This window comes from Actinotalea alkalitolerans, from assembly GCF_023369855.1.
Classification (GTDB): Bacteria; Actinomycetota; Actinomycetes; order Actinomycetales; family Cellulomonadaceae; genus Actinotalea.
On sequence record NZ_JAMBPP010000006.1, the window covers coordinates 98,965 to 120,170 of the forward strand.

Annotated in this window: 19 protein-coding genes and 1 pseudogene; 17 read left to right on the forward strand and 3 right to left on the reverse strand. The window is 71.5% G+C overall.

What is annotated here, in order from left to right; all coding sequences use genetic code 11:
* Positions 1-22 precede the first annotated feature (22 nt).
* Genes M1R94_RS09025 through M1R94_RS09035 form a run of 3 tightly spaced genes read left to right on the forward strand, consistent with a single transcriptional unit; the run spans position 23 to position 4,175 of the window.
* Positions 23-2,473, forward strand: coding sequence for a glycoside hydrolase family 3 C-terminal domain-containing protein (locus tag M1R94_RS09025; protein ID WP_249381359.1), 2,451 nt, complete (start codon positions 23-25; stop codon positions 2,471-2,473).
* Positions 2,474-2,496: 23 nt separating this feature from the next.
* Positions 2,497-3,141: a hypothetical protein gene (locus M1R94_RS09030; RefSeq protein WP_249381360.1), complete on the forward strand. Its 645-nt coding sequence runs from the start codon at positions 2,497-2,499 to the stop codon at positions 3,139-3,141.
* Positions 3,138-4,175, forward strand: a complete 1,038-nt coding sequence (locus tag M1R94_RS09035) for a glycosyltransferase family 2 protein (RefSeq protein ID WP_249381361.1) — start codon at positions 3,138-3,140, stop codon at positions 4,173-4,175. Before M1R94_RS09030 ends, M1R94_RS09035 begins: the two co-directional genes overlap by 4 nt.
* On the opposite strand, the gene M1R94_RS20910 is transcribed toward M1R94_RS09035, so the two are convergent.
* Complete coding sequence (locus tag M1R94_RS20910; protein ID WP_374109453.1) at positions 4,168-4,806, reverse strand: ATP-binding protein; 639 nt, start codon at positions 4,804-4,806, stop codon at positions 4,168-4,170. The two genes, M1R94_RS09035 and M1R94_RS20910, sit on opposite strands and share 8 nt — an antisense overlap.
* Positions 4,807-5,489: 683 nt before the next feature.
* Positions 5,490-6,212, reverse strand: a complete 723-nt coding sequence (locus tag M1R94_RS09045; protein ID WP_249381363.1) for a LytR/AlgR family response regulator transcription factor — start codon at positions 6,210-6,212, stop codon at positions 5,490-5,492.
* 61 nt (positions 6,213-6,273) lie between these two features.
* Between M1R94_RS09045 and M1R94_RS09050 the strand changes: the two genes are divergently transcribed.
* Positions 6,274-7,506, forward strand: coding sequence for a UDP-galactopyranose/dTDP-fucopyranose mutase family protein (locus M1R94_RS09050; protein WP_374109452.1), 1,233 nt, complete (start codon positions 6,274-6,276; stop codon positions 7,504-7,506).
* 68 nt (positions 7,507-7,574) lie between these two features.
* Here the strand turns inward: M1R94_RS09050 and M1R94_RS20290 are convergent.
* Positions 7,575-8,066: pseudogene (locus M1R94_RS20290) on the reverse strand (dihydrofolate reductase family protein); the annotation flags it as partial.
* Here M1R94_RS20290 and M1R94_RS09060 point away from each other — a divergent pair.
* The 13 genes from M1R94_RS09060 (at position 8,065) to M1R94_RS09120 (ending at position 21,200) form a co-directional block, all read left to right on the forward strand.
* Positions 8,065-8,961, forward strand: a complete 897-nt coding sequence (locus M1R94_RS09060) for a helix-turn-helix transcriptional regulator (protein ID WP_249381365.1) — start codon at positions 8,065-8,067, stop codon at positions 8,959-8,961. The pseudogene M1R94_RS20290 and the gene M1R94_RS09060 sit on opposite strands and share 2 nt — an antisense overlap.
* A gap of 176 nt (positions 8,962-9,137) precedes the next feature.
* On the forward strand, positions 9,138-10,313 hold the full coding sequence (locus tag M1R94_RS09065) for an FIST signal transduction protein (protein ID WP_249381366.1): 1,176 nt from the start codon (positions 9,138-9,140) through the stop codon (positions 10,311-10,313).
* A gap of 1 nt (position 10,314) precedes the next feature.
* Entirely contained in the window at positions 10,315-12,426 is a 2,112-nt protein-coding gene (locus M1R94_RS09070) for a putative bifunctional diguanylate cyclase/phosphodiesterase (protein WP_249381367.1), read from the forward strand.
* Positions 12,427-12,498: 72 nt separating this feature from the next.
* Entirely contained in the window at positions 12,499-13,233 is a 735-nt protein-coding gene (locus tag M1R94_RS09075; RefSeq protein ID WP_249381368.1) for a hypothetical protein, read from the forward strand.
* Between the two features lie 123 nt (positions 13,234-13,356).
* Positions 13,357-13,824 (forward strand): hypothetical protein, encoded by a 468-nt coding sequence (locus M1R94_RS20695; protein WP_249381369.1) that lies wholly within the window; start codon positions 13,357-13,359, stop codon positions 13,822-13,824.
* Between the two features lie 29 nt (positions 13,825-13,853).
* The gene (locus M1R94_RS20700) at positions 13,854-14,444 is read left to right on the forward strand and encodes a GNAT family N-acetyltransferase (RefSeq protein ID WP_249381370.1); all 591 of its coding nucleotides are present in this window, start codon (positions 13,854-13,856) and stop codon (positions 14,442-14,444) included.
* Between the two features lie 244 nt (positions 14,445-14,688).
* On the forward strand, positions 14,689-15,450 hold the full coding sequence (locus M1R94_RS09090; protein WP_249381371.1) for a helix-turn-helix transcriptional regulator: 762 nt from the start codon (positions 14,689-14,691) through the stop codon (positions 15,448-15,450).
* The gene (locus M1R94_RS20705; RefSeq protein ID WP_249381372.1) at positions 15,447-16,202 is read left to right on the forward strand and encodes a helix-turn-helix domain-containing protein; all 756 of its coding nucleotides are present in this window, start codon (positions 15,447-15,449) and stop codon (positions 16,200-16,202) included. The genes M1R94_RS09090 and M1R94_RS20705 overlap by 4 nt, the downstream gene beginning before the upstream one ends.
* 144 nt (positions 16,203-16,346) lie before the next feature.
* Positions 16,347-17,387, forward strand: coding sequence for an iron-siderophore ABC transporter substrate-binding protein (locus tag M1R94_RS09100; RefSeq protein ID WP_249381373.1), 1,041 nt, complete (start codon positions 16,347-16,349; stop codon positions 17,385-17,387).
* A gap of 3 nt (positions 17,388-17,390) precedes the next feature.
* Complete coding sequence (locus M1R94_RS09105; RefSeq protein WP_249381374.1) at positions 17,391-18,476, forward strand: FecCD family ABC transporter permease; 1,086 nt, start codon at positions 17,391-17,393, stop codon at positions 18,474-18,476.
* Positions 18,473-19,513: a FecCD family ABC transporter permease gene (locus M1R94_RS09110; protein ID WP_249381375.1), complete on the forward strand. Its 1,041-nt coding sequence runs from the start codon at positions 18,473-18,475 to the stop codon at positions 19,511-19,513. Before M1R94_RS09105 ends, M1R94_RS09110 begins: the two co-directional genes overlap by 4 nt.
* A 17-nt stretch (positions 19,514-19,530) precedes the next feature.
* Complete coding sequence (locus M1R94_RS09115; RefSeq protein ID WP_249381537.1) at positions 19,531-20,409, forward strand: ABC transporter ATP-binding protein; 879 nt, start codon at positions 19,531-19,533, stop codon at positions 20,407-20,409.
* Positions 20,410-20,486: 77 nt separating this feature from the next.
* Positions 20,487-21,200: a VOC family protein gene (locus M1R94_RS09120; RefSeq protein WP_249381376.1), complete on the forward strand. Its 714-nt coding sequence runs from the start codon at positions 20,487-20,489 to the stop codon at positions 21,198-21,200.
* The last annotated feature ends 6 nt before the right edge of the window (positions 21,201-21,206 follow it).

Below are 21,206 nucleotides of genomic sequence, written 5' to 3' on the forward strand. Positions count from 1 at the left end.
CGATGACCCGAACCGTCCGTCCGTGAGTACAGGAAGAGGCACCCTGATGTCCGACGAGCTGACCCTGCTCGAGAAGGCGGCGCTGCTCAGCGGCGCGAGCGTGTGGGAGTCCCGTGCCGTGCCGCGCCTGGGCATCCGTTCGATGACCCTCGCCGACGGCCCGCACGGGATCCGCAAGCAGGTCGGGTCCTCCGACCACCTGGGCATCAACGCCTCGACGCCGGCGACCTGCTTCCCGACCGCTGCGACGGTCGCGAACTCCTGGGACGTCGACTTGGCGCACCAGGTCGGTGCGGCCCTGGGCGCCGAGGCGGTCGACCTGGGGGTCGACGTCGTGCTCGGCCCCGGCCTGAACATCAAGCGCAGCCCGCTGTGCGGCCGTAACTTCGAGTACTTCTCCGAGGACCCGTACCTGTCTGGCACGCTCGCCGCCGGCTACGTCAGCGGCATCCAGTCCCAGGGCGTGTCGGCCTGCCCCAAGCACTTCGCGGTCAACAGCCAGGAGCTGCGCCGGATGGCCAGCGACTCGGTGATCGACGAGCGGACCCTGCGGGAGATCTACCTGACCGCGTTCGAGATCGTGGTCCGCGACGCTCAGCCCAAGGCACTGATGTCCGCCTACAACAAGGTGAACGGGACGTACGCGCACGAGAACGCCCATCTGCTCCAGGACGTCCTGCGCACCGAGTGGGGCTTCGACGGGGTGGTCGTCTCGGACTGGGGTGGCTCGAACGACGCCGTCGCTGCTGTCCGCGCCGGCGGGACGCTCGAGATGCCCTCACCGGGACTGGACTCCGCCCGCCAGCTCGTCGCCGCCGTCGAGCAGGGACGGCTGACCGAGGCCGAGCTCGACGCCCGGGTCGCCGAGATGATCTCGCTCGTCGCGCGGATCGACCCGTCACGGGACGCGACGGTCGACACCGACGCCCACCACGCGCTCGCCCGCCGGGCCGCCGAGGCGAGCCAGGTGCTGCTCAAGAACGACCACGGGACCCTCCCGCTCGCCGCAGGCACACGCGTCGCGGTCATCGGCGACTTCGCCCAGACCCCGCGCTACCAGGGCGCGGGCTCCTCGGTGGTCAACCCGACGCGACTGACGACGACCCTCGACGCCCTCGCCGCCTCGTCGCTCGAGGTCGTGCGTCACGCACAGGGCTTCGTGCGCACCGGCGGTGCCGACCCGTCGCTGCTGGCCGAGGCCCTCACCGCGGCCGCGGCGGCCGACGTCGCGCTGGTCTACCTGGGGCTGGACGAGACCAGCGAGTCGGAGGGCAACGACCGCACCCACCTGCGGCTCGCGGACAACCAGGTCGCGCTCCTCGCGGCGCTCCGCGGGGTGGCGACCCGGGTGGTCGTCGTGCTCTCGGCAGGCTCGGTGGTCGAGATGCCGTGGCTGGGCGACACCGACGCCCTGGTGCACGGCTACCTGGGTGGCCAGGCGGGAGCCGAGGCGACCGTCAACGTGCTCACCGGAGCGGTCAACCCGTCGGGTCGACTCGCGGAGACCTACCCCGTGCGCCTCGAGGACACCGCGAGCCACGCCTATTACCCGGGCCGGCACGAGACCGCCGAGTACCGCGAGGGCATCTACGTCGGCTACCGCCACACGGTCACCGCCGCGGTCCCGACGCTCTTCCCGTTCGGCTTCGGTCTGGGCTACACGACGTTCGCCTACGCGGACCTCGTGGTCGACGCCCACGGTGCGACCTTCACGGTCACGAACACCGGCGCCGTCGCGGGTGCCGAGGTCACCCAGATGTACGTGGGACGACACGCACCGAGCGGGGTGCATCGCGCGGCGCGTGAGCTCAAGGGCTTCCGCAAGGTTCACCTCGAGCCGGGGGAGACGGCCACCCTGACCATCCCCTTCGACCGGTACACGTTCCGCCACTTCGCCGTGGCGCACGACGCCTGGCAGGTCGAGGCGGGCGAGTTCTCGGTGCAGGTCGGTCCGAACGTCGAGGACCTGCCCCTCGCGGCGGTCCTCGAGGTGGCCGGTGAGGAGGTCGCGGACCGACCCGCCGGTCTGGCGTCCTACGACGCCGCCGCCGTGACCGCGGTGCCCGACGCGGAGTTCTCAGCGCTCCTGGGCCGAGAGCTCGTGGCACGTGCGCCGAGGGGGCCGCTGGACGTCAACGCGCCGCTTCGTGCGCTGCACGGCGCCCGCAGCCCGCTCGCCCGGCTGGCCGCCTGGGTGCTCGCCCGGCTCATCGGACGGTCGATGCGCCGCGGCAAGCCCGACCTGAACCTGCTCTTCCTCTACAACATGCCGCTGCGGGCCATGGCGAAGATGACCAACGGCACGGTGACCACGGAGATGGTCGACTCGATGGTCACCGTCGTCAACGGCCGGTTCTTCCGTGGCGTCGGGGGGCTCGTCGCGGGCTACGTCCGCGGCAGGCGGTCGACGCGTCGGCTGTCCGCCGAGCTCGCCCGGCCTGTTCCCGTCCCTGCCCCGAGCGCTGCTCGCTAGCCCACCACACGAAGGCGACAACGATGTTCACGCCCATCACCCAGGCCTGGCGCCGGCTCGAGGCCAAGCGTCCCGGGACGGCCCAGTTCCTCATGTTCTTCCTGCTCAGCAACGGTGTCACCGTGCTCCAGCTGGCGCTCATGCCGATCTTCAAGGCGGTCTTCAACCGCACCGCGCTGGTCGACACCGACTTCCAGGTGCTGCAGATCGGGACCCAGGTCGGGGGCTCGCCGTACTTCGTCTTCGACTACCCGGCGGGCGAGCTGCCGCTCGGGGGCGGCGGTCTGGCGTACTTCCTGGCCGTGCAGATCACCATCGCGATCGCGCAGGTCATCAACTTCTTCGCCCAGCGCACCATCACGTTCAAGGCCACGAACTCGGTGGGCAAGGCGGCCATGTGGTACTTCATCGCCTACATCCTCATCACCTTCGGAGCGGCTGCCGCCCAGGGCTTCTACAAGGCCCCGATCTACACCCTGCTGATGGACACCTGGGGGTGGGGCAGCACAGGTGAGACCGTTGCCGACGTGGTCACGATGATCATCAACAGCGCCATCGCGTTCTGGATCTTCTTCCCGATCTTCAAGGTGATCTTCAAGAACGAGGGGGGCCAGGTGCAGGTCGAGGCCGACGCCGAGGCGGGCTCCTCCGGGGCGCTGTCCCGATGAGCGGCCGTCCTGGGGCGGTGACCCTGACCGTGGTCGTGCCGTGCTACAACTCGGCCGACTACATGCGTCGCTGCGTCGACTCGCTGCTCGCGGGCGGTGGTCCCGAGGTCGAGATCCTCATCGTCGACGACGGCTCGCACGACGCCACGGCCGAGATCGCCGATGGCTACGAGGAGCAGCACCCGGGGCGCGTCCGTGCGGTGCACAAGGACAACGGCGGGCACGGCTCGACGATCAACGTCGGCCTCGAGCTCGCCAGGGGCCGGTACTTCAAGGTCGTCGACTCCGACGACTGGGTCGACCTCATGGCCTTCTCCGAGCTGGTGTCGACGCTGCGTCGGTTCGGGACGGACGACGCGGATGTCGACATGGTGCTGAGCAACTTCGTCTACGAGAAGGAAGGGCGGGGGACGAAGCGGGCCGTCCGGTTCCGCAGGGCGCTTCCCCGGGGCCAGGTGTTCGGGTGGGACCAGGTGGGTCGGCTCCGCAAGACCCAGTACTTCCTCATGCACGCGATCGTGTACCGCACGGAGCTGCTGCGCGAGGTCGAGCTCCGGCTGCCCGAGCACACCTTCTACGTCGACAACATCTTCGCGTACATGCCGTTGCCCGCGGTGCGGCGCATGTACTACCTGGACGTGGACCTCTACCGGTACTACATCGGCCGGGCCGGGCAGTCCGTGGCCGAGCAGGTGATGATCAGCCGCCTCGACCAGCAGCTCCGGGTCAACCGGATGATGATGGAGCACGTCGCCCGGACGGTCCCGTCCGGCCACCCCGCGTACCGGTACATGACGCACTACCTGGAGATCGTCTGCGCGGTGTCGTCCACCCTGCTGCTGCGCTCGGGCACGGACGCGGCGCTCGCGACCAAGGAGGCGTTGTGGCGCGGTATCCGGGAGGAGGACGTGCTGCTGCACCGTCGTCTGCGACGTAGTGCCCTGGGGCACATCACCAACCTCCCGGGGCGGCACGGCCGCCGGGTGACCCTTGCGGCCTACCGCGCGGCACACTGGCGGGTCGGCTTCAACTGAGGACACCCGGGACCGGGATCAGGACCCGAACGGTGAACCAGCCGTCCTCGGCGTGCACCGTGAGGGTCCCGCCGTAGCGCTCGGCGATGTGGCGGATGTTCCGCAGCCCGTAGCCGTGGTGCAGGGAGTCGGCGCCCTTGGTCGTCCTGGGCAGGCCGTCGTCGAAGGTCAGATCGCCCTCGTAGTAGTTCTCGAAGCGCAGCATGACGAACGAGTCCTGGCGGTGGACGGCCACCCGCAGCAGGCGCCGCTCGGGGTCCGGCAGGACGACGGCGGCCTCGATCGCGTTGTCCAGCGCGTTGCCGACCAGCGCCGCGACATCCATCGGCGACATGAGGTCCAGCGCGGCGCCGTCGGCCACGCAGGTCAGGGTGATCCCCAGCTGCGCGCAGTCGGCGCTCTTGGTCGTCAGGATCGTGTCGAGCACGATGTTCCCGGTCTCCACCCGCGTGTCGTAGTCCCGGATCGAGTCCTCGAGCTGGTCCAGGTAGGAGGCGCGCGCATCGGCGCTGCTCTCCCCCCTGATCGCGTTGATGTAGTGCTTGAGGTCGTGGTACTTGCGGTTGACCACGTCGATGTTGTTCCTGGCCTGCAGGTACTGCTCGTGCTGGGAGTGCAGCAGACGGTCCATCGCCTCCACCTCGGCTGCCCGTCGCAGCTCGAGACGCTGCCCCTGCTGGGCGTAGAGAGCGACGTACCCCGCGAGGTCGACCAGCGTCCGGATGTAGAAGACCTCGGGACCGAGGCGTCCGCTGAACGGGGTGTTGGTGCTCAGGAAGCTCAGGTTGCTGATCAGGAAGGTGATCACCGCGATCGCCGCCGCGCTCAGGACGCCGCGACCGTCGACCTCGAACTGCTGGTCCGCGGGGAAGTGACGGCGCTCGATGCCGTACGCGGCCGAGAACCCGGCCGCGTAGACGATCACCAGCAGGATGATCACCGGCAGGCGAGAGGGACCGGGGTCGCCGTCGAAGAAGAACGTGTGCAGCTGCCAGTGCAGGGACGCGACCAGCTCGGCGAGCACGAAGGCGCGGGCGAGGAAGTACCCGGCGTTGAGCGGGGAGACGTCGGCGCACAACGCGATGAGCAGGTACATCGCGCCCACCGCCAGGGCCATCCCCACCACCCACAGCGCGATCGGCAGGGTCCCCGCGACCAGCTGGACCCCGATGAGGAGTCCGAGGCCGAGGGCGGCGGCGACGGCCAGCTGCACCGGGGCGAGCCGCTTGCGGATCAGCAGCACGTAGACCATGCACGCCGCCCACTCGGCGAGGGCGGTGTACAGCCGTGGGATGTCGGGCAGGACGTCCTCGATCACGGTGTGCGCCCACCCACGTGGTCGGTGAGCGCCTGGAGGAACGCCCGCCGACGAGGCCGGCTCACCTGGAGCTCCGCACCCCCCACCATGACGCAGCTCGTCGCGTTGACACCCGTCACGTGCCGCAGGTTGACCAGGTAGCAGTTGTTGCTGCGGAAGAACCCCTTGTCGGCGAGCTGGGACTCGAAGGACTTCAGCGTCCCGCTCAGCGAGTACGTGCGATCGACGGCGTGGACGGTGATCCGGTGTCGGATGCTCTCGATGTGGACGATGTCCGCGAGGTCCACCCGCGCCATCCCGGTGCCGACGGCGAGCATGATCCAGTCGCCACGCGAGCGACGCGTCCGGTCGATCGAACGGCGCAGCTCCTGGGAGAAGGCGAAGTACGGCACCGGCTTGAGCAGGAAGCTCAGGGCGTCGACCTGGTAGCCCTTGATGGCGTACTGCGCCATGTTGGTGATGAAGACGAGCACGACGTCTGCGTCGAGCGTGCGGATGTGACGCGCAGCCTCGAGACCGTCCAGGTGCGGCATCTCCACGTCGAGGAAGATGATGTCGAGACCCGCCTGGTAGCCCTCGACGACGTCACGCCCGTCGGGGTAGGTCTGCACGGCGAACGTCACGTCGTGCTCGGACTCGAACCGGTGCAGGTGTGCAAGGATCTGGGCGGTCGCAGTCGGGTCGTCCTCGACCACACCGACGTGGATCACCTGGGACACGACACGCTCCTCAGGCTTCGGTACGGGCAGGGCCTTGTGGCACCGGCCACTACCGTATTCGGTGCAGGGCCCGCGCCACGCGGGCTGTCGGACGTGGCGCTCGACCGGGGACGGACGGTGCGGAGAAGCGCCCCGGGTCAAGGAGGCATGTGTGAGCGACGTCGTGGTGGTCGGCGCCGGGCTCTTCGGGCTCACGGTGGCCGAACGGCTGGCCGACCGCGGGCTCGACGTCACGGTCGTGGACCGCCGCGCGGAGATCGGGGGCAACGCCGCCAGCTCGTTCGACCCGCAGACCGGCATCGAGGTCCACACCTACGGCTCGCACCTGTTCCACACGTCCAACGAGCGTGTGTGGGCGTACGCGAACCGGTTCACGGCGTTCACGTCGTACGAGCACCGGGTCTGGACGACCTACCGCGGTGAGGTGTACCCCCTCCCGATCAACCTCGGCACGATCAACCAGTTCTTCCGTTCAGCGCTCGGCCCCGATGCAGCGCGGGCGCTCATCTCCGAGCAGGCAGCCGAGCTCGGCGGCCGGGAGCCGGCCAACCTCGACGAGCGCGGGATCTCGCTGGTCGGGCGCCCGTTGTACGAGGCGTTCATCCGCGGCTACACCGCCAAGCAGTGGCAGACGGACCCCCGCCTCCTGCCGGCCTCGATCATCGCGCGGCTCCCGGTCCGCTACACCTACGACAACCGCTACTTCGACGACACCCACCAGGGCCTGCCGGTCGACGGGTACGGGGCCTGGTTCGCGCGCATGGTCGACCACCCGAGGATCGACGTGCGGCTGGGTAGCGACTTCTTCGACCCCGGTCAACCGTTCCACCGCGACGCGGTGGTCGGGCAGGTCCCGGTCGTCTACACCGGGCCGGTGGACAGCTACTTCGACCTGGTGGCCGGCCCGCTGTCGTGGCGCACCCTCGACCTGCAGCAGGAGGTTCTCCCGACCGGCGACCACCAGGGCACCTCGGTGATGAACTACGCGGACCAGGACGTCCCGGAGACCCGCGTCCACGAGTTCCGGCACCTGCACCCCGAGCGGGGCTACGGCCGCGACGCGACGGTGATCATGCGGGAGAGGTCGCGCTTCGCGGGCCCGGGCGACGAGCCGTACTACCCGGTGAGCACCCCGGACGACCGGCAGCGGCTGGCCGTCTACCGTGAGCTGGCCGGCAACGAGAGCGGGGTGCACTTCGGTGGACGCCTGGGTACGTACCAGTACCTCGACATGCACATGGCCATCGGTTCTGCCCTCGCGCTGGTGGACAACCGCCTGGCACATCTGCCCTGAGGCCGGGTGCCGGCCGGTGCTCGACGGATCACCTCGTACTCCAGGGCCAGCGTGCCGAGGCTGGTCGTCCCGGACGCCGTGAGGTGGAGCTGCCGGGGCAGGGGCAGGTTCCGGAACAGGCGCTTGCCGGTTCCCAGGAGCAGCGGGTGGATGAACAGCCGGAGCTCGTCGACGAGGTCGAGCAGCATCGGCTGGTGCACGAGCCCACCGCTGCCGAGCACGGCCAGGTCTCCCTCGCTGCCGGCTCTGAGCCGTTCGACCGCCGGCTCGAGCTCGCCGTCCAGGACGTGCGCCCCCTCCCAGTCCAGACAGGTGAGGGTGCGCGTCGCGACGTGCTTCGGCGTCTGGTTCAGGTGTCGCGCCATCCAGTCGTCGTCGGGCTGGTGCGGCCAGAACGCCGCCATCTTCTCGTTGGTGCGTCGTCCGAAGAAGTAGGCCGACGTACTGTTCGGGCCGCCGGTCGCAACGGTCTCGTGGAGGGCACCGGCGTAGGGCGTGCCCCAGCCGCCGTGGGTGAAGCCGCCGTCGGTGTCCTCCCCGGGTGAGCCGAGGCCCTGCATGACGCCGGCGACGGACAGAATCGAGCTCGTCCGCCACCGCCCCGCACCGGCGCTCGCCGCGCTGGTCGCCGGTGTGGTGAGGATGTTGGAGCGCGCGCCAGGTGTCGTCCGACGCCGTCAGTCGGCCGGGACCCTGCTTCCCCTCGTGCTCTCGTTCGGCGAACCCCTGGCGATCGACGCGCTCTCGGCCGGGACCGGTGCCGGTCGCCCCGATCGGTCGTTCGTCGCGGGGATCTCGACCGGGCACGCGAGCACCCGGTTCGATCGCCGCCAGGACTGTGTCCAGCTCTACCTCACCCCGCTCGGGGTACGACGCGTCCTCGGCGTCCCGGGGAGTGAGCTGGCTCATCGCGTAGTCGCGGTGGACGACGTCGTCCGCGGGATGGCCGACCTGCCCGATCGCCTCGGGTTCGCGGCGACCTGGGCCGAGCGGTTCGCACTGGTCGAGACCGCACTCGTCCAGCAGGTGGCGAGAGCAGACGAGCCCCCGGCCTGGGTGGGCTGGATGTGGCGGCAGATCCAGGTCACCGGCGGGCGAGCCAGGATCGGTGACCTCGTGGCGCAGATCGGCTGGAGCCACCGGCACGTGGTGACCGGGTTCCGCGAGGAGGTCGGTCTGACACCCAACCAGGCGGCCGGCGTGGTCCGCTTCGAGCGTGCGGCCACGGACCTCGGCAGGCTGCCGTTGGCCGAGATAGCCGTCCGGCACGGCTACGCCGACCAGAGCCACCTCACCCGCGAGGTCGCCCGGTATGCCGGAGAGACGCCCTGCGAGCTCGCCGCTGCGAGACGCCCCACACCGTCGACCGCCCTGGGCCAAAGCCCATCATCCCCGCGGGCTGCTGGCACTCCCGCTGGTCGGCGAGGAACGCCTCATCGGCCCAGTCGACCCTAGCTCCACGCCGTCCACGCCACAGTGGGCACCGCGTCCAGGTAGCGGGAGACCACGACGCGCCCTGCCCTAGAACCGTTCGGTCCCCTCGTGGCCGTGGCGGTCCGACAGCCGGCCACTGGGGGTTCCGCCACCGGTTTTCGACTCAGGTCCGGTGGTCGGTGGTCGATCAGTAGGGCATGGATCAGCCGGAGTCTCACGAGGCGCGTTGGTTCGGGACCGGCTCCTCGTCGACGCTGGACGCCGCTGAGGCGACGGCGGCGGCGGTCGCCTCAGCGACTGCCGGACGTCCGCCGGCCCTGGTGATGGTGTTCGCGTCGTCCACCTACGACCTGCACGCCGTGGCGCGCGCGGCCGACGAGGCCGTGCCTGGTGACGTTCCGGTGATCGGCTGCACCACGTCCGGGGAGATCGAGGAGGGTGCGGCCGGTTCGGGCCGGGTGGTTGCCGTGGCTCTCGGTGGTGCTGGCCTGACCGTCCGGACCTCCGTCGGTCACCTGGCGGACGGGTCGCGCGAGGCGGGCCGTTCCGCGGCACAGGGTCTGGTCGGGCTGGGCCGACCGAACCAGGTTCTCCTGATGCTCAGCGAGGGTCTGGCCGGCGGGCGAGCCGAGGTGGTCCGGGGTGCCCACAGCGTGGCCGGGGCCGCCGTCCAGCTGGTCGGCGGGTGCGCCGGGGACGACCTGGCGATGTCCCAGACCTTCCAGCTCCACCGCGGTGAGGTGCTGACCGGGGCGGTCGTCGGTGCGGCAATCGGCTCGGAGGGGCCGATCGGCGTCGGGGTCGGGCACGGCTGGCGCCGGGTCGGTGAGCCGATCGTCGTCACCGAGAGCGACGGGCAGCGGATCTTCCGTCTGAACGACGAACCGGCACTGGACTACTACCTGACCCTGGTCGGTGCTGCACCCGAGTTGTTCGCGGAGGAGAGCCCGGCGATGTCCGCCATCGGCCTGACGAACACCTTCGGGTTGCCGCGACCCGGTGGCGAGGAGGTACGGGCCGTGCTGGGCTTCGACTTCGCGAACCGGTCCCTGTTCTGCGGCGATGTGCCGCAGGGCACGGTGATTTGGCGGATGGTCGGCGATGCGGACTCGGTGCAGGTCGGGACCCGGACGGCCTGCGAGCTGGCCCTCGAGGGACTTGGCGGCGCCACACCGCTGGGCATCGTGGCCTTCGACTGCGCCTCGCGGCGCGCCATCCTCGGGGACGACGGCATCGCGGCCGAGATGGGATTGCTGGCCGAGCTGGCCCCGGAGGTACCGATCGCCGGCTTCTACACCTATGGCGAGATCGCTCGGGTCACCGGCTCTCGCGGCGTCCACAACGCGACGCTCGTGCTCCTGGCCCTGGGCTGACATGGTCGACGGCAACGTCTGCTCACCCCACCGGCTCGTCGAGTTCCTCACCGCGCTCAGCCGGTGCCTGACCACGGCCGACGCGGTGCGCAACGCGGCGGAGCTGGTCGCCGAGGAGTTCGACGCCGAGGTGGGTGCCGTCGTCCTCGGGGGTGTCCTGACCGCTGTGGCGGGCTTCGGCCAACGCCCGGTGCCGTCCGCGGCCCTGACCGCGATGCGGCCGGGGACCGGCGTCATCGAGCTCGACTCTGTGGGCCGGTGCCAGACGCTCGCGGCACGGTGGACCGGAGAGAGCGAAGGCAGACTGCTTCTGGCTAGGACCGGAGAGCCCTTCACCGCAGAGGACCGCGACCTTCTGCTCGGCATGGCCGGTGCGATGGGGATGACGCTGGACATGATCGGCGTGCTGGAGCGCGAGCGCGGTCGTCACCGCGTGCTGGAGGTGCTGCTGGACATCCAGCGGTCCATCTCGCACCGCGCGCCCCTGGCCACCATCCTCGCCGCCGTGACCGACGGGGCGAGCACGGTGCTCGAGGGTTGCCCCGTCTCCCTGGTGCTCGATGACGCCCTGGAACGGGATCGCCCGCTCGCCGTCGGTACGGACCTCGTCGATGAGGGGACCTCGGTCTCGGTCCAGGTGCACATCGAGGGGATCCCGGCCGGGGCGCTCGTCGCCACCAGCCGGGACGGGGCGCCGATCGGACCGGGTGAGCGTTCGCTGCTGACCGCGTTCGCCGAGCACGCGAGCCTGGCGCTGACGGACGCGCGCACCGTGGAGGCGATGCAGGAGGCGTACCACGACTCCCTGACGGGGCTGCCCAACCGGGCCCTGTTCCTCGAACGGGTGTCGTCGGAGCTCCGGTCCGACGCGCCGCACAGGTCGTGGACCACGGTGCTCTTCATCGATCTGGACAGGTTCAAGGCGGTGAACGACTCGCTCGGCCATGCGGCGGGCGACGCTCTGCTGCGCGAGGTGTCCGACCGGATCCGGGCGTGCACCCGAACTGACGCCACGGCGGCCCGATTCGGCGGGGATGAGTTCGCCGTGCTGCTGACCGAGCAGAGCGACTCCATCGGAGCCGTCGTCGTCGCCGAACGGATCATCGCCGCACTGCGTGAGCCGTTCACGATCCATGGCAAGGGGGTCCTCGTCTGCGCCACGATCGGGATCGCGCACGCTGATCACGCGACCGTCAGCATGGGGAGCGCCGCGGACGAGCTCCTGGGCAACGCTGACCTGGCGATGTACCAGGCCAAGGCGGCCGGTGGTAGTCGCGTGCTGACCTACGAGCCGCAGATGCGGGTCGCACTCCTGGCTCGGCTGGAGCTCCAGGCCGAGCTGCAGGGAGCACTGGGACGTGGCGAGCTGTTCGTCGTGTACCAGCCGATCGTCGAGCTGGACTCGGGACGGACCTGCGGGCTGGAGGCGCTGCTGCGCTGGCGGCACCCCTCGCGCGGCATCGTCGCACCGCTCGACTTCATCCCGATCGCCGAGACGACGGGGGTGATCGTCGCCATCGGCCGTTGGGTGCTGGACGAGGCCTGCCATCGCCTCGCGGGGTGGAGGCGGCTCGAACCCGATCTGACGATGAACGTCAACGTGTCGGTGCACCAGCTCCGGGATCCGGCGTTCGTCGACGCGGTCGATCACGCGCTGAGGGCAGCGGGTCTACCGGGGCAGGCGCTGGTCCTGGAGATCACCGAGAGCGTCCTCATCGACGACGTGGAGGTGGCCTTGACGTCGTTGCGTGCACTCAAGGGCCTGGGGGTCGCGATCGCCCTGGACGACTTCGGTACCGGGTTCTCGTCGCTGGGCTACCTGCACCGGTTCCCGGTCGACATCCTCAAGATCGACCGGTCGTTCGTCTCCGGCCCAGCGAGCGAGACCGACGGGCACCAGCTCGTTCGCATGATCATCGAGTTGGGTCGCGCCTACGGGGTCGAGGTCATCGCCGAGGGGATCGAGGACGAGCTGCAGCGCGACAGGCTGCTCGGGCTGGGGTGTCGTCGTGGCCAGGGGTTCCACTTCGCGCGACCGGGCGAGGTGTCTCAGGTCGAGGCGTTCGTGACGGCGCCATCGCTCGCGGGCGCGGCCCCGCCCGGCCCCGCGTGAGCAACGCGGTTGGTCGGAGCGGGACCGTGGTCCTCTGGCTGACCGGTCGCGTCGGCGCCTATCGTCGGAACCGTGGGAACGGGCATCCCGGTCACGGTGCCTGACCCGGTGGGTGAGGTCGGGCCAGGCTGCGAACCCCTCGCCGAAGGCTTCCTGCGCGAGCCCGTTTCGACCTGGTCGAGCCTGGCGTTCGTCGTCGCTGGCGTGGTGGTGGTCGTCCTGGCCCGACGGCGGCGGCAGGCTCTGGGCACGCCGGTCGAGGGAGGCTTCGACGAGCCACCGTCCGCTGCGTACGCCGCGCTGGTCGCGGGGATCGGGGTGGGCTCGGTGGTCCAGCATGGCCCGAACCCGATCTGGGCCGACCTGGCTCACGACCTCCCGTTGCTGGCCACCCTGCTGCTCATCACCGCCGACGCCGTCGCCGACCTTGCCGGACGCGCACGCTCGTGGTGGTGGTGGGTCGTGCCGACGGTCGCAATCGCCCCGGTCATCCACTTCTGGCCGAGGGCGGGCGACCTGACCCAGGGTGGGGTGGCGGTGGTCACGGTGCTCATCAGCCTGGTCCGGGCCTGGAGACGGCCACCGTTGCGACGGACGATCCGGTGGACCGTGGTCCTGCTCGCGACCGGTGGGATCGTCGAGATCCTCTCGAGCCCGGGGTGGCCGCTGTGCGACCCGTCGAGCCGGTGGTGGTTCGGGCATGCCGCGTGGCACGTCCTGATCGCGGCGGGCCTGGCCGTCCTCGCGGGGGCGCTCGGCTGGCGGGAGGCGTCGGTGGGGCCCCGGCCGCGGGTGCCGGCGTCATGACCGCCACGTGATCTCGGGTCGTCGTCGGATGATGGCTGCCAGCCACGGAGGTCGCGGGGACCCGCGATGCGGTCGAGGCCCTTCGTCCCTGGCGCAGGCTGTCGCTGGTGCCAGGCTGACATCGTGAGCATCGACAGGGAGCGAGTGTCCCCGCCCGGTGGGGCACGGATCACGTTGCTCTCGCTCGAGGCGCTGACGGCCGTGGGCGCCGTCACCGGGGTGCAGGGTTTTCTGACCGGGGCCTTCGATCCGCTGGTGGACCAGGTCCACGACGCATGGCCGATCGTGCAGGTCCGCATCCTGCCTGCGGCCGCCCTTGGGGCCGTGGTCGCACTTCCTCAGGCCGTCGCCTTCGTCCTGGGCCTACGACACCACCGGTGGGCGGCCGACGCCGGCGTTGCTGCCGGTGCTGCGCTGACCGCGTGGGTGACGCTCCAGCTGCCGCTGATCGGCTGGACCTCGCCCGTGCAGTGGGCGTTCGTCGGGGTCGGCGTCGTGCAGGTGGTGGCCGCGACCGTCTGGCGTCGACACGTCCGGCGACCCGAGGGGACGGACCAGGGCGTCGTGCAGCGATCGGCGACGCGAGCCTGACGACCGCCCGCCTCGTCCTTCGCCGGTTCGTGGACTCGGACGGGCCCGGACTGCACGGCTACCTGTCCCGCCCAGAGGCCGTCGAGTACGAGCCCTACGGGCCGGTCGGACCTGACGAGGCCGACGACCTGGCCCGGCAGCGGGCGGCCGATCAGAGGTTCTGGGCCGTGCAGACCGCCGCCGAGACGCTGGTCGGGAACCTCTACCTCGCCCCGTCGGGCCCCGAGTGGTGGCAGTCCTGGGAGCTGGGGTACGTGTTCCACCCGTACCACTGGGGACAGGGCTACGCCACCGAGGCGTGCCAGGCCCTGCTCGACGCGGTGTTCGACGACGGGGCCCACCGCGTGGTCGCGCACTGCGACCCGGCCAACCTCCGCTCCTGGGCGTTGCTCGAGCGCCTGGGCATGCGCCGAGAAGGTCACTCCCTGCGCGCCGCAGCCTTCGTCCGCGACCCTTCGGGTCGGCCGCTGGCGGGCGACCCTTCGGGTCGGCCGCTGGCGCGACGCGTACACCTATGCGCTGCTCGACGAGGAGTGGCGCGCGAGGCCGTGACCGCACCCGGGGCCCTCACCCGGCCGGGCGATCGGCCAGCATCTCGAGGTAGTGCTGGTTGTGCATGACGGCCAGGAGGTTGCCGAACGTAGAGGGGATCGCCCTGCTCGGGACGCACGAAGTACGGCCCGACGCCGAGCAGCTCGGTGTACCAGTCGGTCGCGGCAGCGACGTCGTCGGCGAGGTAGGTCAGGGTGGTCAGTCCGCGCAGCATCGGGATCTCCTCCGGTCGAGGCGGGCCGGTTCGCGCCCACAGGACCAGCCTCCTCGCTAAACTGCTCATCCTCTGATCACTTTTCTGGAAGGTCCTCCGTGCGAGCCGACCGCCTCGTCGCCACGCTCCTCCTGCTGCAGTCGCGCGGCCGAGCGACCGCGGCCGAGGTCGCTGCTGCGACGGAGGTCTCTGTCCCGACGGCTCGGCGGGACCTCGAGGCGCTGTCCGCCGCGGGGGTCCCGGTGTACCCGCAGCCCGGTCGCGGCGGAGGCTGGTCGCTGGTCGGTGGGGCGCGGACCGACCTGACCGGGCTGACCGCTCCCGAGGCGCGGGCGCTGTTCCTGCTGCTCGGCCCAACGGCTGCCGCCTCGGACGAGGTACGCACCGCGTTGCGCAAGCTGGTGCAGGCCCTGCCGCCGACCTTCCGGACCGAGGCCGAGACCGCGGCGCACGCCGTCGTCGTCGACCGGGCGCGGTGGGGCACCTTCCGGGTGGACCGCGTCGTCGCGGCGGAGGTGACCGACGAGCCGGCTCGACGACCCGAGGGCTTCGTGCTCGAGGCGGCGTGGGAGCAGGTGGTCGACGAGGTCGAGGAGCGGCGGTCGCGCACCTGGGCGACGGTGCTCGTGGACACCCGCGACGTCCACGTGCTCCGCGACCAGTTCGGCCGGCACTGCGTGCCTGAGAGCCAGGCCGAGGACGGACGGACACGCGTGAGGGTCGGTGCCCCGACGGCCCTCGACGTCGCGCGTCACCTGGCGGGGTGGGGCGCTCAGGTCGACGTGGTGGACGGCCAGGACGTGCGGGCCGAGCTCGCGCGGATGGGTGCCGAGCTCGTCGCGAGGCAGGAGGCCCAGTGAGCGAGGACCGCGCGGTGGTCATCACCGGGATCGATGAGCGCGTCGAGGTCGAGACCAACCGCACCGGGTTGAGCCACCCCGCGCACGAGCTGCTCTGGAACGAGCGCGGCGCCTCGACCGCGTCCGTCGGCCCACGGGTCTGGACGGTCACGGCCCGGATCGGCCTGTGGGTTCCTGCGGGCACGGTCCACTCGGTCCGCCTCCCCGCCGGGACCTGGTACCGGGCCGCGCGGTTCAGCGTCTGGGCCACGCCGAAGACCCCCCAGTGGCTCCGACCCTTCGGTGTCGAGATCACCGAGCTCCTCCGTCTGCTGCTCGTGCGACTCTCGGACACCGGGCTGAGCCCGCAGTCGCGGTCGCTCAACGAGCAGATGGTCATCGACCTGCTCAGGCCGAGCGAGCACGAGGTCGCCGTGCACCTGCCCGACGCCGCTGTGCTCTTGCCGATGGTCGAGGCGGTGACGGCTCGTCCCGCTGACCGGCACTCGCTCGAGGAGTGGGCCGCCCGCCTCGGGGTGTCGGGACGGACCGTGGGCCGCACTCTGCGTGCCCACACCGGTCTGGGTTTCACCGACTGGGTGGCCTCGGTACGGATGCAGCGCGCGATCGAGCTGATCGTCGCGGGCGAACGGCTCGACGACGTCGCGGCCGAGGTTGGCTACCGGTCGCCGAGTGCGTTCGGCGCGGCGTTCAAGCGTGCGTCGGGGCTCACCCCGGGAGCATTCCGGCCCGACTCACCGCGGGATGTCTGAATCGCGACAGGGCGCGTCATTATCACGCGATTGCGTCGCGTCGTACGGTCCTCTATCTTCATGAGGCAAGCCTCACCTAACGCCCGACCCGGGTGGTCATGCCCCGGCGGCGAGGCGGAGCACCCGACGACGAACGGATCCCCCATGCGCGCATCGCGCCTCTTCACGACCGCCACGGCCGTGGCCGCCCTGAGCATCCTCGCCGCCTGCGGCTCGACCGGGGAGGCCGACGTCGACGCGACGGCCGAGCCCACCTCGGCCGCGCAGGAGGGCGTGTTCCCGGTCACGATCCCGCACGCGTTCGGTGAGACCACCGTCGACGCGCAGCCGGTGCGCGTGGCCACGGTCGCCTGGTCCAACCACGAGGTGCCGCTCGCACTGGGCATCGTCCCGGTGGGCATGGCCGCGGCGACCTGGGGCGACGACGACGACAACGGCGTGCTGCCCTGGGTCGAGGACGCTCTCGCCGAGCTCGGTGCCGAGCTCCCCGTGCTGTTCGACGAGACCGACGGGATCGACTTCGAGGGCGTCGCCAACACCCAGCCCGACCTGATCCTGGCGACCTACTCGGGGCTGACCGAGGAGGACTACGCCACGCTCTCGTCGATCGCGCCGACGATCGCCTACCCCGAGGTCGCCTGGGGGACCTCGCACCAGGACATGATCACGATCAGCTCCGCGGCCCTGGGGATGGCCGAGGAGGGCGAGGCCCTGGTCGCCGACCTCGACGCCCAGGTCGCCGAGGCGCTGGCCGCCAACCCCGCGCTGGACGGCGCGAAGGTGCTGTTCTCGTACATCGACCCCTCGGACTTCAGCCAGATCGGCTTCTACACCAGCCACGACACCCGCCCGGGCTTCCTGCTCGACGCGGGCCTGCCGATGCCGGCCGTGGTCGAGGAGGAGACCGCCGGGACCGACGCCTTCTACGTGACGGTCTCGGCCGAGGAGGCCGACCGGTTCGACGACGTCGACCTGTTCGTCACCTACGGCGACGCCAGCAGCGACATCGTGGCCCAGCTCCAGGCCGACCCGCTGCTGTCCACGATCCCCGCGATCGCCGAGGGCCGGGTGGCGGTGCTCGAGAACTCCACACCGCTGGCGGCCTCGGCCAACCCGTCGCCGCTCTCGATCGGGTGGGGTGTCCAGGACTACCTCGCGCTGCTCGCGGCACCGCTGGCCGACTAGACGATGGTCGCGGTCCACGCGCCGGAGGTCACCGGCCTGCCACGCCCACCGTCCGGGCGTCGGGGAACCCCCCGCGGTCGGACGGTGGGCGTCCGGCTGGCCGTGCTGGCACTCGTGCTCGGGCTGCTCGGGCTCGCGGTGCTGGCCTCGGTCGCGTTCGGCACCCGTCCGGTCAGCCTGGCCGAGGTGTTCTCGGCGCTCACCGGGACCGGTGGGCTCGGCGAGGGCTCGGTCGTGGCCGAGGCCGCGGTGCGCCAGCGCATCCCGCGCACCGTGCTCGCGATGATCATCGGTGCCTCGCTGGCGATGGCGGGCGCCGCGATGCAGGCGGTGACCCGCAACCCCCTGGCCGACCCGGGCATCCTCGGGGTCAGCGGCGGGGCCGCGCTCGCCGTGGTCGTCGGGATCGTCTTCTTCGGCGTGACCGGACCGGTCGGCTACATCGTGATGGCGATGGGCGGTGCCGCGGCCGCGGCCGTCCTGGTCTACACGATCGGTTCGCTCGGCCGCGGCGGCGCGAGCCCGCTCAAGCTCGCCCTCGCGGGCGCGGCGATGTCGGCCGCCTTCACCTCTCTGGTCAGCGCGATCCTGCTGCCGCGGGTCGACGTGATGGTCACCTTCAGGTTCTGGCAGATCGGCGGGGTGGGCGGGGCCCAGTGGGAGCGCATCGGGGCGGTCGCGCCGTTCCTCCTGGCCGGGGCGGTCCTGGTGGTGGGGATGGCCAGCGCGATGAACTCGCTCGCGCTCGGCGACGACCTGGCGGTCGGGCTCGGGGTGCGCGTGGCGCGGACCCGGCTGCTCGCCTCGGTCGGCGCCGTCGTGCTGACCGGGGCTGCGACCGCGATCGCCGGGCCGATCGGCTTCGTCGGGCTCGTGGTCCCGCACGCCGTCCGGCTCCTGGTCGGACCCGACCACCGGTGGCTGCTGCCGATCTCCGCGCTGGCCGGGGCGGCGCTGCTCACCGCGGCGGACGTCGTGGGCCGGGTCGTGGCCCGGCCGGCGGAGATCGAGGTCGGGATCATCACCGCCCTGATCGGCGCACCGGTGTTCATCGCGTTGGTCCGCCGGCTCAAGGTGCGTGAGCTGTGACCGCGGTCCTGACCACGACCTCCGTGGTGGTCGCCGGTCGTGCGCGCCGAGGAGCGCGGCGCCGGCGCGTCCTGGTGGTCCTCGCCGTGGTGGCGCTCGCCCTGCTGGCCGCGTCCCTGCTCGCGGGCACCACCTACCACCCGCCGGCGGACGTGCTGAGGGCGCTGGCCGGGGAGAACATCCCCGGGGCGAGCTTCGCCGTCCGTGAGCTGCGGCTGCCGCGCGCGGTGACCGGGCTCGCGGTCGGGCTCGCCTTCGGCGTGGCGGGCACGGTGTTCCAGACGATGCTGCGCAACCCGCTCGCCGCCCCCGACGTCATCGGGATCAGCTCGGGCGCGAGCGCGGCCGCGGTGTTCGGGATCGTCGTGCTGTCGCTCGGCGACACCGCGGTGGCGCTGCTCGCCCTGGGCGGAGGGCTCACCACCGCCACGTTGATCTACCTGCTGGCCGTCCGGCAGGGGTTCGCCGGGACGCGGCTGATCCTGATCGGCATCGGGATGGCGGCGATGCTCGACTCGACCGTCACCTACGTGCTGAGCCGCGCCTCCCAGTGGGACCTGCAGGCGGCGATGCAGTGGTTGGCCGGGAGCCTCAACGGGGCGAGCTGGTCGCGCACCCTGCCGCTCCTGCTCGCCCTCGCCGTCGGTCTGCCGCTGATCGCCGGCCAGGCCAGGAACCTGCAGCAGCTCCGCCTCGGCGACGACGCCGCCGCCGGGGTGGGCGTGCCGGTCGACCTCACCCGCCTGGTGCTCATCGCCACCGCGGTGACCCTGCTCTCGGTCGCCACCGCGGCCGCCGGACCGATCGCCTTCGTCGCCTTCATGGCCGGCCCCATCGCGGCCCGGCTGATCGGGCAGGGCGACTCGCCCGTCCTCGCTGCCGGGATGGTCGGAGCGATCCTCGTGCTGGCCGCCGACCTGGTCGGGCAGCTCGCGACCGGCACGCGCTACCCGGTCGGTGTCGTGACCGGCGTGCTCGGCGCGCCGTACCTGCTGTACCTGCTCGTGCGCACGTACCGGACCGGAGGAGCACTGTGACCGACGAGAGCGAGAACCTGCGGCCCAGGCACGACCTGCGGGCCCAGGACGTGACCCTGGCCTACGGGGATCGCGTCGTGGTGCGTGATCTCGACCTGGCCGTCGTGCCCGCCGAGGTCACGGCCGTGGTCGGGGCGAACGGCTCGGGCAAGTCGACCGTGCTGCGCGCCCTGGCCCGGCTCCTGTCGCCCGCGTCCGGGCAGGTGCTGCTCGACGGCAAGGACCTGCACCGGCTCCCCACCCGTGAGGTGGCGCGCACGCTCGGGCTGCTCCCGCAGAGCCCGGTGGCCCCCGAGGGCATCGCCGTGGCCGACCTGGTCGGTCGCGGTCGTCACCCGCACCAGCGGTTCCTCGCCCCGTGGTCGGCTGCCGACACCGCCGCCGTGGCCGACGCGCTCGACGTGACCGGCACCGCCGACCTGGCCGACCGCAGCGTCGACGAGCTGTCCGGCGGGCAGCGTCAACGGGTGTGGCTGGCCATGGTGCTCGCCCAGCAGACCGACATCCTGCTGCTCGACGAGCCGACCACCTTCCTCGACGTCGCCCACCAGGTCGAGGTGCTCGACCTGCTGACCGACCTCAACCGCGACCGCGGCACCACGGTGCTCATGGTGCTGCACGACCTCAACCTCGCAGCCCGCTACGCCGACCGGCTGGTCACGGTGTGCGACGGGCGGGTGCACAGGGTGGGGACCCCCGATGAGGTGCTGACCGTCGAGACGGTGCGTGAGGTGTTCGGGCTCGAGGCCCACGTCATGCCCGACCCGATCACCGGCCGACCGCTCGTGCTGCCGCTCGGTCGGCACGCCCGCCTCGCGCGCTCCGAACAGCTGCCGGAGATCCCCCCGGTCACGGTCGAGGGACGCGTCGCCGCGCAGGCACCACCCTCGACCTGACCAGCGTCGCGGCGTGAGCACGAGCCACGGCGTGAGCTCACGTGCCACGTCGTCCGTCCGGACGTACCGTCGTGCTCATGGACATGCTCGACGCAGACCAGATCGCGGCGGTCGACCTCGCCGACTGGCGCAGGCTCGGTCAGGGCCTCCATGCCCGCTACCGGGTGGAGGACTTCAGCGCCGGTGCGCAGTTCGTCGCGGCCGTGGCGGCTGCGGGTGACGCGCTGGGGCACCACCCGCGGGTGACGATCGGCGACGACTGCGTGGACCTGAAGCTGCTCAGCCAGGACGCGGTCCTCCGGGGGGAGGACGGCACCGAGCACCGGGTCGAGTGGGTCACCCAGCAGGACGTCGACCTCGCGCGCAGGATCACCGCGATCGCCGCGGAGCAGGCGGTGCGCGCCGAGCCGACGTCGGTCACCGCGATCGAGCTGGCGCTCGACACCGCGCACGCCGCCGTCCTGGCACCCGTGTGGGCGGTGCTGCTCACCGGCAGCCTCGACGCGCGCGGCCACGGCACCGTCGACGACGAGGTCCGTGACGTGACCGGCCGTGTCCCGAACCTCTGGTTCCAGGGAACCGACGAGCACGAGACCCCGCGTCAGCGCTTCCACATCGACGTCTGGGTGGCGCCCGAGGTCGCTGCCGAGCGGATCGCCGCCGCGGTCGCGGCGGGTGGCACCGTCGTCGACGACAGCCAGGCGCCGTCGTTCACGGTCATCGCGGACCAGGACGGGAACAAGGCGTGCGTGTGCACGTCGCTGTCACCCGCGCAGCAGGAGCCCGGGTGAGGGAGC